This is a genomic window from Micrococcus terreus (assembly GCF_900116905.1).
GTDB lineage: Bacteria > Actinomycetota > Actinomycetes > Actinomycetales > Micrococcaceae > Citricoccus > Citricoccus terreus.
In genome coordinates this window covers 1-14013 of the sequence record NZ_FPCG01000020.1, presented here as the reverse complement: position 1 = coordinate 14013, position 14013 = coordinate 1, and the positions used below count along the sequence as shown (strand labels likewise).

At 69.1% G+C, this 14013-nt stretch carries 15 protein-coding genes; 9 read left to right on the top strand and 6 right to left on the bottom strand.

Annotation, left to right across the window (positions count from 1 at the left end; all coding sequences use genetic code 11):
• Positions 1-318 (top strand): integrase core domain-containing protein (locus BM355_RS13745; RefSeq protein ID WP_143109530.1); only part of this gene is annotated, 318 nt, incomplete at its 5' end.
• Between the two features lie 13 nt (positions 319-331).
• Here BM355_RS13745 and BM355_RS13740 read toward each other — a convergent pair.
• From BM355_RS13740 to BM355_RS13725, 4 genes are all read right to left on the bottom strand, one after another.
• Positions 332-1075: a cytochrome c biogenesis CcdA family protein gene (locus BM355_RS13740; RefSeq protein ID WP_091699687.1), complete on the bottom strand. Its 744-nt coding sequence runs from the start codon at positions 1073-1075 to the stop codon at positions 332-334.
• A gap of 153 nt (positions 1076-1228) precedes the next feature.
• The gene (locus BM355_RS13735) at positions 1229-2794 is read right to left on the bottom strand and encodes a multicopper oxidase family protein (RefSeq protein ID WP_091699685.1); all 1566 of its coding nucleotides are present in this window, start codon (positions 2792-2794) and stop codon (positions 1229-1231) included.
• 155 nt (positions 2795-2949) lie between these two features.
• Positions 2950-3417 carry a hypothetical protein gene (locus BM355_RS13730; RefSeq protein ID WP_091699682.1) on the bottom strand — a complete coding sequence of 156 codons (468 nt, stop codon included), beginning with the start codon at positions 3415-3417 and terminating at the stop codon, positions 2950-2952.
• A 74-nt stretch (positions 3418-3491) separates the two neighbouring features.
• Complete coding sequence (locus BM355_RS13725; protein ID WP_091699680.1) at positions 3492-4343, bottom strand: F510_1955 family glycosylhydrolase; 852 nt, start codon at positions 4341-4343, stop codon at positions 3492-3494.
• 157 nt (positions 4344-4500) lie between these two features.
• Between BM355_RS13725 and BM355_RS13720 the strand changes: the two genes are divergently transcribed.
• The 6 genes from BM355_RS13720 (at position 4501) to BM355_RS13695 (ending at position 10960) form a co-directional block, all read left to right on the top strand.
• The gene (locus BM355_RS13720; protein ID WP_091699677.1) at positions 4501-5208 is read left to right on the top strand and encodes a response regulator transcription factor; all 708 of its coding nucleotides are present in this window, start codon (positions 4501-4503) and stop codon (positions 5206-5208) included.
• Positions 5205-6362 carry a sensor histidine kinase gene (locus tag BM355_RS13715; RefSeq protein ID WP_091699675.1) on the top strand — a complete coding sequence of 386 codons (1158 nt, stop codon included), beginning with the start codon at positions 5205-5207 and terminating at the stop codon, positions 6360-6362. The genes BM355_RS13720 and BM355_RS13715 overlap by 4 nt, the downstream gene beginning before the upstream one ends.
• A gap of 72 nt (positions 6363-6434) precedes the next feature.
• Positions 6435-6767, top strand: coding sequence for a heavy-metal-associated domain-containing protein (locus tag BM355_RS13710; protein ID WP_091699673.1), 333 nt, complete (start codon positions 6435-6437; stop codon positions 6765-6767).
• A 71-nt stretch (positions 6768-6838) separates the two neighbouring features.
• A complete protein-coding gene (locus tag BM355_RS13705; protein ID WP_091699670.1) occupies positions 6839-9073 on the top strand; it encodes a copper-translocating P-type ATPase in 2235 nt (744 codons plus the stop codon).
• A 59-nt stretch (positions 9074-9132) separates the two neighbouring features.
• A complete protein-coding gene (locus BM355_RS13700) occupies positions 9133-9816 on the top strand; it encodes a DUF305 domain-containing protein (RefSeq protein ID WP_002854313.1) in 684 nt (227 codons plus the stop codon).
• An 88-nt stretch (positions 9817-9904) separates the two neighbouring features.
• Positions 9905-10960, top strand: coding sequence for a type II glyceraldehyde-3-phosphate dehydrogenase (locus BM355_RS13695; RefSeq protein WP_091699667.1), 1056 nt, complete (start codon positions 9905-9907; stop codon positions 10958-10960).
• Between the two features lie 106 nt (positions 10961-11066).
• On the opposite strand, the gene BM355_RS13690 is transcribed toward BM355_RS13695, so the two are convergent.
• Both BM355_RS13690 and BM355_RS13685 read right to left on the bottom strand, forming a co-directional pair.
• The gene (locus tag BM355_RS13690) at positions 11067-11951 is read right to left on the bottom strand and encodes a fructose bisphosphate aldolase (RefSeq protein WP_091699665.1); all 885 of its coding nucleotides are present in this window, start codon (positions 11949-11951) and stop codon (positions 11067-11069) included.
• A gap of 96 nt (positions 11952-12047) precedes the next feature.
• On the bottom strand, positions 12048-12458 hold the full coding sequence (locus BM355_RS13685; RefSeq protein ID WP_002854316.1) for a four-helix bundle copper-binding protein: 411 nt from the start codon (positions 12456-12458) through the stop codon (positions 12048-12050).
• A 388-nt stretch (positions 12459-12846) separates the two neighbouring features.
• Between BM355_RS13685 and BM355_RS13680 the strand changes: the two genes are divergently transcribed.
• On the top strand, positions 12847-13551 hold the full coding sequence (locus tag BM355_RS13680; RefSeq protein WP_091699662.1) for a C40 family peptidase: 705 nt from the start codon (positions 12847-12849) through the stop codon (positions 13549-13551).
• 124 nt (positions 13552-13675) lie between these two features.
• The coding region (locus tag BM355_RS13675; protein WP_177227975.1) for an IS5 family transposase at positions 13676-14013 on the top strand (338 nt) is incomplete at its 3' end.

Genomic DNA, 14013 nt, shown 5'->3' with positions numbered 1-14013 from the left:
TTCTTCGCCGCCCACGGGATCACCCGGATCCAACGGTTGATCACCGATAATGCGTGGGCCTACCGATATTCGCTGCGCGAGGTCTGTGCCCAGAACGGGATCCGGCAGAAGTTCATCAAACCGCATTGCCCCTGGCAGAACGGCAAAGTCGAACGCTTCAACCGGACCCTGGCCACGGAGTGGGCCTACCGGCAGGTCTACACCAGCAACGATCAACGAACCAACGCCCTTGCACCCTGGCTCGAGCACTACAACAATGAACGCCGTCACAGCGCACTAGGAGGCCGCCCACCCGCCAGCCGGCTGCCACCAACCTGATGGCCGGGTACACCTAGACGGGGGTGGTGAAGGTCCCGGCGAGGTTCTGGAGTTGGTAGATCCATGCCGTCCAGATCCCGGTGGCCATCAGGACGCCGACCAACACGAGCAGGGTGCCGCCGGCGATGTTGAACGCGCGCATGTGGCGGCGCACGAAGCCCAAGGTGGTGCTCACCCAGCCCAAGCCTCTGGCGACGAGGACGAAGGGTATGCCCAGTCCCAGGCAGTAGGAGAATCCCAGTAGTGCCCCGCGCCAGGGGTCGCCGGTGGTGGTGCTCAGGGCCAGGACGGCGCTGAGGGTGGGGCCCATGCAGGGCGTCCAGCCGAGGCCGAAACCGAGGCCCAGCAGCGGGGCTCCGGCCAGTCCCGTCCTGGGGGTGAAGGAGGGGGCCTTGGTCCTTTGCATAAAGGACAGCATGCCCATCAACGCCAGCCCCATGAGGATGACAACGACGCCCAGGCCTCGGATCAGCAGATCCTGCCAACGCAGCAACCAGCCGCCGATCAGGCCGAAGGCGGCCCCGTAGAGGGTGAACACGGCGGCGAAGCCGAGGATGAACAGGCCCACCCCCGTCATCACCCGTCGGCGGTTGTCCGGTCGGGTCGGGTCGGACAGACCGGAGACGTAGCCGAGGTATCCGGGGACGAGCGGAAGGATGCAGGGAGAGAGGAAGGAGACGAGCCCGGCGATGGCCGCCAGCGGGATGGCCATCAGCAGCGCCCCGGACTGGACAGTCTGAGCGAAGTACTCGCCCATTCATTTCCTCCTACGGGTCAGGACCGGGCTGTACGGCCGAAGGTTTCGGGCGGGCAGGGTGCGGCGGGTGTGGGTGAGCGATGAAGGCATGTTCTTTCCTGGACGGGCGCCGGGTGATGGCCCGGTGGCTGGAGGTGTGAGGGACAGGGGTGGTCAGTGGATGTAGGAGAAGACGCCCATCATCCCGGCCTCGGCGTGGTAGGCGTTGTGGCAGTGGGTCAGCCACTGTCCCGGGTTGTCCGCCTCGAAGTCGAAGACGATGGTTTGCCGGGGTTTGACGATGACCGTGTCCTTGCGTGCACCGTTGTTGGCCAGCTGGAAGGTGTGGCCGTGCAGGTGCATGGGATGCCACATGTCGGTGTCGTTGGTCATCGTGACCCGCACACGTTCGCCCAACCGGAGTTCGAAGGCGCCTTCGAAGGGATTGGCCGGGTCGAAGCGTCGCCCGTTGATGCCCCAGTCGTACTCCATCATCGAGCCGGTGAGGCGTACCTCATGGGTCCTGGTCGGGTCCTTGGGCGCGAGCAGGACGGATTCGTGGGCCTTCAGCCGGCTGCCATCGAGCACGGTCCCGCCCAGGGTCTGCGGAAGCTGTCCGGAGAGGGCAGTTTTCGATCCGGCGTGGATGATGCCGTAGGCGTGACCGGTCTTGCCCTCGGGTAGCGCCAGTACGGGCACGGCCTGGTCACCGAGGGTGACCAGCACATCCAAGCGTTCACCCATGCCCAAGACGACGGCATCGGCCTGACGCGGCTGGACCGGGAACCCGTCGGTGTGGGTGATGGTCAGTTCCTGGCCGGGGATCCCGACCCGGTAGGCGGTGTCTCCGGCGGCATTGATCAGTCGCAGGCGGATACGGTCGCCGGGCTTGCCGTCGAGGGTGTCGGGCTCGGCTGGGGGACGGCCGTTGAACAGGTGCACGGGGATCTTCACGTCGCCGGCATCCCCGCCCAGATAGTCGCTCTCAGCCCCCATGAGCATGTGCTTCATGGGCATGTCGGAGGAGCTGTCCTCGCTCATGGACCCGTGATCCATGCCCTCCATGCCCTCCATGCCCTCCATGCCGTCAGACATGTCCATTCCGGCAGAGAGCTCCTCGACGACTTCCTCGGGCGTTCCGGTGATCCCGTCGAGCCAGTCGTCCAGGATCACGACCCATTCCTGGTCATAGTCGAGGGTTTCGTTGGGATCCTCGACGATCAGTGCACCGTACAGGGCGCGTTCGCGCTGGGTGTCGAAGTGAGAGTGGTACCAGTACGTCCCCGGATGGGAGAGCCGGAATCCGTACGTGTAGGTTGCTCCTGCGGCGATGGGGTCTTGGGTCACTCCTTGGACTCCATCGGCGTCATTGCGCAGGGCTAGCCCGTGCCAGTGCACGCTCGTTCCCTCCGGGAGATCGTTGGCGACGGTGACGTTGAGCAGGTCACCCGCTTTGGCGCGCAGCAGTGGCCCGTTGAGGCTGTTGTTGTATCCCCAGGTGGTCAGTCTCTGGTCCTGCAGGGAGGTCTCGAAGGGCGCGGCCGAGAGGCGGTTGGCGACGGTGGTGCCTGAGTAGGCGCGTCGTTTTTCGTATTCGGCGATCAGCGGGTCGGTGGGCAGGATGCGCCCTGATGGCTGAGGGCCGGATGTGGGGTCCGCGCAGGCGGACAATCCGGCCAGGGCCAGGGCTCCGACGGAGGCGCTCAGGAAGGCGCGGCGGGTGGTCAGTGAGGAGGTCATCGGTTCTTCTTTCCTTCGTCCGGCCCAGCGGCGCAAGCAGGCGCGACGGGGCCGGGCACGGTCTATCGGTGTTGTGGCGACCATGGCGGGCAGGTGCTGCGTGGCGCTGTCGCCGGAGGTATGGAGGGTCCTCCGGTGGGGCGCGGCCGGGCTTCTCAGGTGCGGCTGATGGCCAATTGCGCCAGCGAAGGAGTCCAGGCAGGCCTGAAGTGGGCAACCCAGGGCAGGGGTGGTGGTGCGGTCAGTCCCCCACCGGGGCTAGGCAGGAGGGCCCGGGAGGCCAGGTGGGACACGACAGGTGCCTTGGTCAGGGCCGAGGTGCAGTTGTCGTCCACGGCGTCCAGGGCACAGTCCGGCGGCCCGTGGCCAGCTGCCTCATCCCCGGCAGGCTCCGCCGGGAGCACTACCCCGAGCACCGTGCCGGCCGGGCCAATGGTCGTCGGTCCGAAGTGTTGAGCTGCCGTGGCTACGCCCGTGTCGGTGGCGGCCCCAGCCGCGCTGGTGCCCGTGCCGGCGTGCATCCCGAGCAGGCTCAGGATCAGCGCGAGGGTGCCCAGAACGGTTCGCAGGGCGGGCCAGCCGGACAGGGGGTGGCGGGAAGTGCTTCGGTGTCCTGCCGCCATCCGCGTTGTCCTTTCCTGTCCGTCTGCGCTGATCGAGGTTCGGGTCCGGGCCGGCTGGGGGCGGTGGGGCCCGGTCACAGCAGCTGTTCGGTGGTGTTCCCGCCGTCGGTGGTGGACAGCACGGTCGAACCGATGACCAGCAGTGCTTCGGTCCGCCCGTCGTCGGTGATGCCGGCGCCCAGCGCGGAGGCCGTGCCGACCGGGCGGTCGCTGGAGGTCCAGGTGTCACCGGCGTCGGTGCTGGTCAGCAGGTGTCCCTCGGTGCCGGCGCCCACGGCGGTGGTGTCATCGGCCCAGGCGATCAGGTGCATCAACCGGGGGGTGTCCAGGGTGGTCCAGGTCGCGCCGTGGTCCGCGGAGCGAAGCATGCCGGTTTCGGTGGTGGCCAGCACGGTCCCGGCCTGCGGGGAGATCGCCAGGGCCGCCGGGGCGGCGGAGATCGTCAGACTCTGCCAGGTGCGGCCGTCGGTGCTGGCGCGCAACTGCCCGTCGAAGCCAAGGACCCCGTTTGGGCCGGCGGCCAGGGCGTGGAAGTCGGACGCGCCCCCGCGGGAGAGCACCGTCCAGCTCTGGCCCCGGTCGGTGGACTCGGCCAGGCCCAAAGGCTCGGGCAAGTCGGTACCCGGCGCGGGGTGACCGGAGGCCAGATAACGGCCCTCGGGAGTCAGAGTGAAGCCCATGAAGTCCACGACCGGACCGACCTGGGTCAGCTCTCCGCCCTGGAGACGGAACAGGCCCTGGTGGGTGGCCAGCAGCACGTCACCGGACTCGGGATCCCGGGTAATGGCATGGACGTGGGTGATAGCCGTGCCGGTGCCGGCCGCCGGTGACGTGGTGGGGTTCGGCGCGGCGCAGGCGGTGAGGGTCCCGGCGCCGAGCAGGGTCAGCCAGCCGGCGATCAGGGTTCTGCGGGTCGGGGGGGTCATGGAGCCTTTCCGCCCCGGGCCAGGAGGCGGGGCTACCTACCATTGTCGGCCGGTGATTCACCGGTCCGGTGCGGTTTGCCTTGAAGATTCGGTGAAGATTCCCCGCCCCGGCGCCGTTCTGAGCCGCCGGGGCACGGGGCAGGGGGAGACTGAACCCATGAACTCTGGAACTGGGACTGCCCCGGCGGCCGGCCGGGTGTTGGTGGTCGATGACGAGAAGCCGTTGGCGCGCCTGGTGGCCACCTACCTGGAACGGGCCGGTTACGCGGTGGCCATCACCCACACCGGGCCCGAAGCGGTCCAGGCCGCCCGCGCTCACGAGCCCGACGTGATGGTCCTGGATCTGGGCCTGCCCGGGCTGGACGGGATCGAAGTGTGCCGGCGGGTGCGAGCCTTCTCCGAGTGCTATGTGCTGATGCTTACCGCCCGCGACGATGAGCAGGACAAGCTCGCTGGACTCGGTGCGGGGGCCGATGACTACATCACCAAGCCCTTCAGCGTCCGGGAACTGGTCGCCCGGGTGGGGGCGGTGCTGCGTCGGCCGCGCACGACCGTGGCGGCCCCGGAGCCCGAACGGGTCTACGGGGACCTGGTCATCGACCTGGCCGCCCATGAGGCCCGCGTCAACGGGCAGGCGGCACCACTGACGCGCACGGAGTTCGACCTGCTGGCCGCCTTGTCGGGGCGCCCGCACCAGGCGTTCTCCCGGCGTCAGCTGATCGATATTGTCTGGGACCCGGCCTGGGTCGGAGACGAGCGGTTGGTGGACGTGCACATCAAGAACCTGCGCCGCAAGCTCGACGCGGACCCGACCCGCTATATCGACACCGTGCGCGGGGTCGGCTACCGGATGGCGGAGCAGTGAGCGGCCGGCGGCGCTACCAGGGGCTGGCGGCCCGGTTCTTCCTCGCCCAGCTGCTGGTGGTGGCGGCCAGCGTGCTGGCCGCGGTGGTGGTGGCCTCCCTGGCCGGTCCCGCACTGTTCCACGAACACCTGGAACAGGCCGGGGCCGGACACGATGCGGCCCAGGTGCTGCACGTGGAGCAGGCCTACCGTGCCACCAACTTCTGGACGCTGGGCGTGGCCCTGGCCACGGCCCTGGCCTGTTGCCTGGTGTTGACCTGGAATGTCGCCCGCCGGATCCAGACCCCGATCCACGCCCTGACCCAGGCCGCCCAGGCCATGGCCGGCAGGCGGTACGACACCCGAGTGCCGGCCATGGGAGCCGGCACCGAGGTGGAGGATCTGGCCGGTGCGTTCAACACCATGGCCGCACGGCTCGAGCGCACCGAGGACACCCGCCGGCGGATGCTCTCGGATCTGGCCCACGAGCTGCGCACCCCCGTCTCCGTGCTCAGCGTCTACCACGAGGCCCTGCAAGACGGGGTCTCCCACTGGGACGAGCCCACCGGGGCACTGATGGGTGAGCAGTTGGCCCGGCTGACCCGGCTGGTGGAGGACATCAACGACGTCTCCCGCGCCGAGGAGGGACGGATCGGGCTGGACCGCACCACCGAACCCGTGGCCGAGCTGCTGCACGCCGCCGCCGAGGCCCACCGCGAGGACTACGCCGCCAAGGGCGTGGCCCTGGCCCTGGACGCCGATCCGGGCCTGGCCGTGGACGTGGACCGACAGCGCATGGGTCAGGTGCTGGGCAACCTGCTCACCAACGCCCTGCGCCACACCCCGCCCGGCGGCCGGGTCACCCTCGAGGCCCGGCAGGGCCCGTCGAAGGTCACACTCCGGGTCGCCGACACCGGCGAGGGCATCTCCCCCGAGCATCTGCCGCACATCTTCGAACGCTTCTACCGCGGGGACACCGCCCGCGACCGGGACCACGGCGGCTCCGGGGTCGGCCTGGCCATCTCCCGCGCCCTGGTCCAGGCCCACGGCGGAACCCTGACCGCGACCTCCACCACGGCCGGGGCGACGTTCACCATCGACCTGCCCACCGAACAACCCACGGACCGGCGCACCCGTTCATCCACCGCGAACATCGGCGTCCCATCCCTTGAATGATACCCCCGGGGGGGTATATACCGAGGGTGGAGGTGCCGTCCGGTGCCGCCCCAAGACCTGTAGGAGACCGTCATGACCGAATCCCCCCGCACCCCGCTGCCGATGGCCACCACCGACTGCTCGTGCTGCGCCCCGGCCGCCGACACCCCGGCCCCCGCCGGGCGCCAAAGTGCCGATCCGACCGGGACGAGCGCAGGCACCGCGACCTACCAGGTGGAGGGCATGACCTGCGAACACTGCGTGGGCTCCGTCGCCGAGGCGGTGAGCGCCCTGGACGGGGCGGACGACGTCCGGGTCGAACTGGTCGCCGGCGGGGCCTCCCCCGTCACCGTGACCGGGCCCGCCTCCGCAGGGGCCGTGCAGGCCGCTATCGAAGCGGCCGGCTACCGCGTCCTCACCCACTGACCCATCCCCTCAGCGCCGGAGCTTCATCGCCGAGTAGGCCACCGCGTAGACCGCCTAGCAGAAGGAACACCATGAGCACCCCGCACCACCCCGAGCACCCCACCGGCCAGACCGCCGAGCACTCAGACCCGAACCCCCACGCCAATCGCGACCGGCACGCCGGCCACGCCCACCACCCCGCGGACGCCGACACCCACGGTCAGGCCATGCCGCAGGGTCACGCCCACTCGGCCCTGGACGAGGACCACCAGGTCCACGACCACGGTCAGCACGCCGGGCATTCCACCGCGATGTTCAAGAACCGGTTCTGGGTCTCACTGGTGCTCTCCATCCCGGTGGTGTTCTTCAGCCACATGGTCGGGCAGCTGCTGGGCTACCACGTCCCCGAGTTCCCGGGCTCGGCGTGGATCGCCCCGGTGCTGGGCACCGTGATCTACCTCTATGGCGGCATGCCCTTCCTGAAGGGCGGGCTGACCGAGTTGCGCGCCCGCCAGCCCGGGATGATGCTGCTGATCGCGATGGCCATCACGGTGGCCTTCGTCGCCTCCTGGGTCACGACCCTGGGCATCGGGGACCTGATGCTGGACTTCTGGTGGGAGCTGGCGCTGCTGGTGGTCATCATGCTGCTGGGCCACTGGATGGAGATGCGCGCCCTGGGCGCGGCCTCCTCCGCCTTGGACGCGCTGGCGGCGCTGCTGCCGGAGGAGGCCGAGAAGGTCGTGGACGGTGACACCATCACCGTGCCGATCACCGAGTTGGCCGTGGGCGATGCGGTGCTAGTGCGGGCCGGGGCCCGGGTGCCGGCCGACGGGACCATCCTCGAGGGCGCCGCGGAGTTCGACGAGGCGATGATCACCGGGGAGTCGAAGCCCGTGCTGCGCCAGGCCGGGGACACGGTGGTCGCTGGGACCGTGGCCACCGACAACACCGTGCGGGTGAAGGTGGCCGCCGTCGGGACCGACACGACCCTGGCCGGGATCCAGCGGATGGTCGCCGACGCCCAGGAATCCTCCTCCCGCGCCCAGGCGTTGGCCGACCGGGCGGCGGCCCTGCTGTTCTGGTTCGCCCTGGTCGCGGCGATCATCACCGCGATCGTGTGGACCGCGGTCGGCCAGCCCACCGACGCGGTCACCCGAACCGTGACCGTGCTGGTCATCGCCTGCCCGCACGCCCTGGGCCTGGCCATCCCGCTGGTGATCGCCCTCTCCACGGAGAAGGCCGCCAAGTCCGGGGTCCTGATCAAGGACCGGATGGCCCTGGAGCGGATGCGCACCATCGACGTGGTCCTGTTCGACAAGACCGGCACCCTGACCGAGGGCGCCCACGTCGTCACCGCCGTCACCGCGATGCCCGGCGAGTCCGAGGCAGAACTGCTGGCGGTGGCCGCCGCGGCCGAGGCTGACAGCGAGCACCCCGTGGCCCGGGCCATCGTCACCGCCGCCGGGCAGCACCCGCAGGCCAGCACGTTGCGCAAGCGCGGCACGGACTTCAGTGCTGCCATGGGCCGCGGGGTGCGCGCCACCGTGGACGGCTCCGAGATCCTCGTCGGGGGCCCGAACATGCTGCGCGAGCTTAACCTGACCATGCCGGCGGAGATCACTGAGCACACCGCCTCCTGGACCGCGCGCGGGGCCGGGGTGTTGCACGTGCTGCGCGAGGGGTCCGTTATCGGCGCGGTCGCCGTGGAGGACAAGGTCCGCCCCGAGTCCCGGGCCGCCGTGGCCGCCCTGCACGCCCGCGGCATCAAGGTCGCGATGATCACCGGCGATGCCCGCCAGGTCGCCGAGGCCGTCGGGGCGGACCTGGGCATCGACGAGGTCTTCGCCGAGGTCCTCCCCCAGGACAAGGACACCAAGGTCACCGAGTTGCAGTCCCGGGGACTGTCCGTGGCCATGGTGGGCGACGGCGTCAACGACGCCCCGGCACTGGCGCGGGCCGAGGTCGGCATCGCCATCGGCGCCGGCACCGACGTGGCCATGGAGTCCGCCGGCGTTGTGCTGGCCAGCAACGACCCCCGCGCGGTGCTGTCGATGATCGAGCTCTCCCAGGCCAGCTACACCAAGATGATCCAGAACCTGGTGTGGGCCACCGGCTACAACGTGCTCGCCGTGCCGCTGGCCGCCGGCGTGCTCGCCCCGATCGGGTTCGTGCTCTCCCCCGCGGTGGGCGCGATCCTGATGTCCGCCTCCACCATCGTGGTCGCCCTCAACGCCCAACTGCTGCGCCGGATCAACCTGGACCCGGGCCACCTGGCCCCCCTCGGCGCCCCCCGGCCGGAGGCTGCCCTTCAACCCGCGACCTCCTGATCGCGCCTCTTGGCGCGAACTCTGATATGAACCCTCAACCCACTATGGAAGGACCCACCATGAAACGCACCATGACGCTGACCGCCCTGGCCCTGGCCTCCGCCCTGACCTTGACCGCCTGCGGCACCGGCGCCCAGGACGAGAACGCCGGCGCTGAGGCCTCGGCCACTGCGACCAGCTCCGCCCCGGCCGCCACCCCTGCGGCCACGGCCACCGCGACACCGTCCACCACGGCGACCGGTTCGGCTGAGGAGGTCTCCGCCGAACACAACGACGCGGACGTGATGTTCGCCCAAATGATGATCCCGCACCACCAGCAGGCCGTTGAGATGAGCGAGATGCTGCTGGCCAAGGATGACGTCCCGGCGGAGGTGGCCGCGTTCGCCCAGAAGGTCATCGACGCCCAGGGGCCGGAGATCAAGCGCATGAACTCCATGCTCACCGCCTGGGGCCAAGACCCCGTGGACACGGACGGCATGGACGGTATGGAGGGCATGGACCACGGGGGGATGTCCGGGATGATGTCCGAGGAGGACATGACCGCCCTCGACCAGGCCCAGGGCACCGAGGCCGCCCGGTTGTACCTGGAGCAGATGACCGCCCACCACAAGGGCGCCGTGGACATGGCCAAGGACGAGGCCAAGGACGGCCAGAACCCGCAGGCCGTGCAGCTCGCCGAGCAGGTCATCGCCGACCAGGAGGCCGAGATCACCGAAATGCAACAGATGCTCGACAAGCTCTGAGCACCGTCGTCCGCTGCGGGCATCCGGTGAGACGCGGCTGGCGATAGACCCCGAAACCGGAACGGGTCCTCCAGGAAAGGAGACGAGCATGCAGGACAAGATCAAGGTCGCGGTGAACGGGTACGGGGTCATCGGCAAACGCGTCGCTGACGCGGTCCGGGCCCAGGAGGACATGGCGCTGGTCGGAGTCAGTGACGTCATCGCTGACTACCGGATCGCCGCGGCGGCAGGGAAGGGTATCCCCGTCTACGCCTCTACCGAGCAGGCCCTACCGGTGATGGCGGATGCCGGCCTTCCCGTCGTCGGAGGCCTGCACGACCTGCTCGAGAACGTTGACGTCGTGGTGGACTGCACCCCGGCCCAGGTGGGCGCCGGCAACCTGGAGCTCTACCGTGCCCACGGGGTCAAATCCGTGTTCCAGGGCGGGGAGAAGCACGATCTCACCGGCCACTCCTTCGTCGCCCACGCCAACTACGCCACGGCCCTGGGCCGGGACAGCACCCGGGTGGTGTCCTGCAATACCACCGCCACCGTCCGGGCCCTTACCGCGCTGAAGGACGTCGGACTGCTGTCCAAGGCCCGGGGGGTGCTCATCCGCCGGGCCACCGATCCGTGGGAATCGGACCACTCGGGGATTATGAACACCATCGTCCCCGAGGGCCGAATCCCCAGCCATCAGGGGCCCGACGCCCAGTCGGTGGTCCCAGACCTGGACGTGGTCACCATGGCCGCCAAGGGAGCCCACACTCAGAACCACCTGCACTACTGGACGATCGAGCTCACCCGCCCGGCCGAGAAGCAGGAGGTGTTGGAGGCGTTCCGGGCGATGCCGCGGATCGCCTTCGTCCGGCGCTCGGACGGCGTCGTGGCGGTCAATAGCACCGTGGAACTCATGGAGGACCTGGGCCGGCCCCGGGGTGATATGTATGAGGTGGCCCTCTGGGAAGACATCCTCACCGTGGACGGCAACGAGCTGTACTACACCTACACGGTGGACAACCAGGCGATCGTCGTCCCCGAGAACATCGACGCGATCCGGGCCCTCACCGGAACCGTCGACGACGGCGGCGAGTCCATCCGGCGCACCGACCGCGCCTTGGGGGTGCGCCAGGACTTCGTGCGCTCCTCGGTGGCTGCCCGTTGAACTGCGCGGCAGACGCCGCTGAGGCGGTGCCCGGCCCCAGGAATGGGGGGTGGTCGGACACCGCTTCGGCGGCCGCGGACTACCGCAGCGGTCCTATGGCCTCCGGTCAGGTGCGAGAGGCCGTCGCGATCGCGTTGATGGCCTCATCCAACACCGCATTGAACTGCGCTGGGCTCTGGGCCGTGCTCAGCCCTTCGGTCAGGGCGCGGGAGAAGCTGGCGATCACGCCGTGGTTGCGGGCCAGCAGGGTGGTGGCCTGGGCCCGGGTATAGCCGCCCGACAGGGCCAGGACGCGGATTACTCGGGGATGGTCCACGAACTCGCGGTAGAAGTCCGCCCGCTCCGGCAGCGTCACTTTGAGGATGACCGACTGGTCGTCTCCGAGCTTGTCCAGTTGGGCGAGGATTGCCGCCTTGAGCTGGTCCTCCACCTCGGCCTTGCGGGGGCTGCGGATATCCACCTCGGGCTCGATGATGGGCACCAGCCCGGTAACGAGGATCTGACGGGCGAGCCCGAACTGCTGCTCCACGACGGAGCCCACCCCGTCCCCGGGCAGCTTGATGACCGAGCGCATCTTCGTCCCGAACATGTGCTTGTCGACGGCTCGAGACAGTAAGTCATCCAGGTGCGGGATGGGTTTCATGAGCTGGGCGCCTTGCTGTTCCGGGGCCGAGCCCTGGTCGATTTTGAGGAAGGGCACGATGCCTTTGCTGTTCCACAGGTAGTCGCCCGTGGGGGAACCCTCCACCTGGCGGTTCATTGTGTTCTCGAACAGGATGGCCCCCATGACGCGCTCACCGTCGAAGCTGGGGCTGGTGATGATACGTGTGCGCACCTGGTGTACCAGGTCGAACATCTCCTCTGGGCCGGAGTAGGCATCCTTGTCGATCCCGTAGAGGTGCAAGGCCGCCGGGGTGCTGCCCCCGCTCTGGTCCAGCGCCGCGACGAATCCGGCACCGTTCCTGACCCTCTGATACTTCTCCGAGTCCATGGGAGCCTGCCGCGGCGAGGGAGCACGGTGGTCCGGGTTCCCTGTGCGCGTCATGGACGACTGGCCGCCCTCAAGGGGGAACGGTCATCAGCAGGCTCAACCCAGGGTGACGAGCAGGTCCGCGCAGGCCTGCTCACACCGGCGGCAGGCCTCGGCACACACCTTGCAGTGCTCGTGCATCTGGGCGTGGCTCTCGCATTCGTCCCCGCACGTCTTGCAGGCGGCCCGGCAGGCCTCGAGCAGGGCGCGGGTGGTCTCGACGTTGTTGCCGGTCTGCCGGGACAGCATCCGGCCTGTGGCGGCGCAAACATCGGCGCAGTCCAGGTTCAACCGGATGCACTGCCTCAGGTCGGCCACCATGTCCTCGGCCAGGCAGGCGTCCGCGCAGGCCGTGCAGGTCTGGGCGCACTCGAAGCAGGCCTGGATGCACTCGGCCAGCTTCTGCCGGTCGATGTTGCCCACATTCTTTGGGTAGGTGTCCAGCATGGCGCTCACGTGATGGGTCATGAGGTGCTCCTTTGTTGATCCGATCGGCCCGACGCGCGGGCCCCGGGCGGGCCCGCCATGCCCCCTACCGTAGGCCGCCCCTCCGACACGTGTGAAGGCCTGAACCTTGAAGATTCCGTGAAGATCGCCTTTTGCCAGGGCCAATCTCTGCGGGAGCCGGTGCGGGGAGGAAGCCCGCCATTACAGCGATTCCGGGCCCCGGCCGGCCCCAAAAGGCGTCACCGAGTCCCCTACCGCCGAATTGCGAATAGATAACAGCCCGCTATCGTCGCATCACGCTTTGGTCACGGCGACCGCCGTCAAGGGATGGCCTCCTCGGGGGCCGCATCCTCGGCACCGTCTACAGCTTCCAGAGCGTCGCGTCTGTCAACGTCTACTGAAGGAAACCATGTCCTATCCCACCCGCCGTGCTCGCCTCGAAGCCGAGAAGCAGGCCCACCGTTCTCACCGCCGCCGCTCCCTGACCATGGGTGCGGTCGGGCTGACCACCGTCGTGGGAGCCACGGTGGCGGGCATGGGACCGGCCGCCGCCAATGAGGGCGCCTACTCGGCGCCCAGCGGCTCCACCGGCAACACCTGGAGTTGGGAGGCCGACTCCACCGCCGGTTTCGACCGGTCCTCCAGCGCAGGCACCCACACTCACCCCTCCACGGCTAGCACGGAGCCGGTCGCAGAGATCCAGCGGGCCTCCTACACCACTGCCTCCAGCGGCAGCGGTTGGGGCTCGGCCGTGCGGTGGGCCACAGCGAAGGCCGCCGACCCGGGTGTGCGCTATGTCTGGGGTGGCAACGGCCCGAGCGGGTACGACTGCTCCGGTTTCACCCAGAACGCTTTCGCCCAGGCTGGCAAGGAGTTGCCGCGCAACTCCAAGGCCCAGTACGCGGCGGCCCGTCAGTACGTCTCCTTGGACAACCTCCAGGTCGGAGACCTGGTGTTCTGGTCCAGCAATGGTTCGGCCTCGGGGATCCATCACGTGGCCATGTACATCGGTGATGGCAAGATCGCCCACGCGCGCAACCCGCAGATGGGCGTGGCCGTCACGGACGTCGATTACAGCCCGTGGGGCATGATGGGCACCGCTGCTCGCTACTGAGCAGCCCGGCTCCACCCGGCCCCCGCCTGGCGCCAGCCTGCGGGGGCCGCCTTGCGTCAGGGCCGGGTTCGTCCTTAGGGAGTGTCTCCCTTATCGGTGATGAGGCTCGGGGCAGGCTGGTCGGGTGAGGTCAACGGGATCGCGGTATCGGGTGTTCACGGACGAGCAGTGGGATCGGATCGAGCCGTTGTTGCCCTCGAACCAGGGCCGGCGCGGTCATCCGTTCGGGGAGCACCGGCGGGTGGTGGAGGGCATCGCGTTCCGGTACCGGACCGGGATTCCGTGGCGGGACCTGCCGCGGGAGCAGTTCGGGCCGTGGCAGACGGTGTGGAAACGACACCGCCGCTACGCCGCGGACGGCACCTGGGACCGGGTCCTGACCCAGGTGCTGGCCGAGGCCGATGCTGCCGGGATGATCGACTGGGCGGTCTCGATCGATGCCACCATTGCCCGAGCCCATCA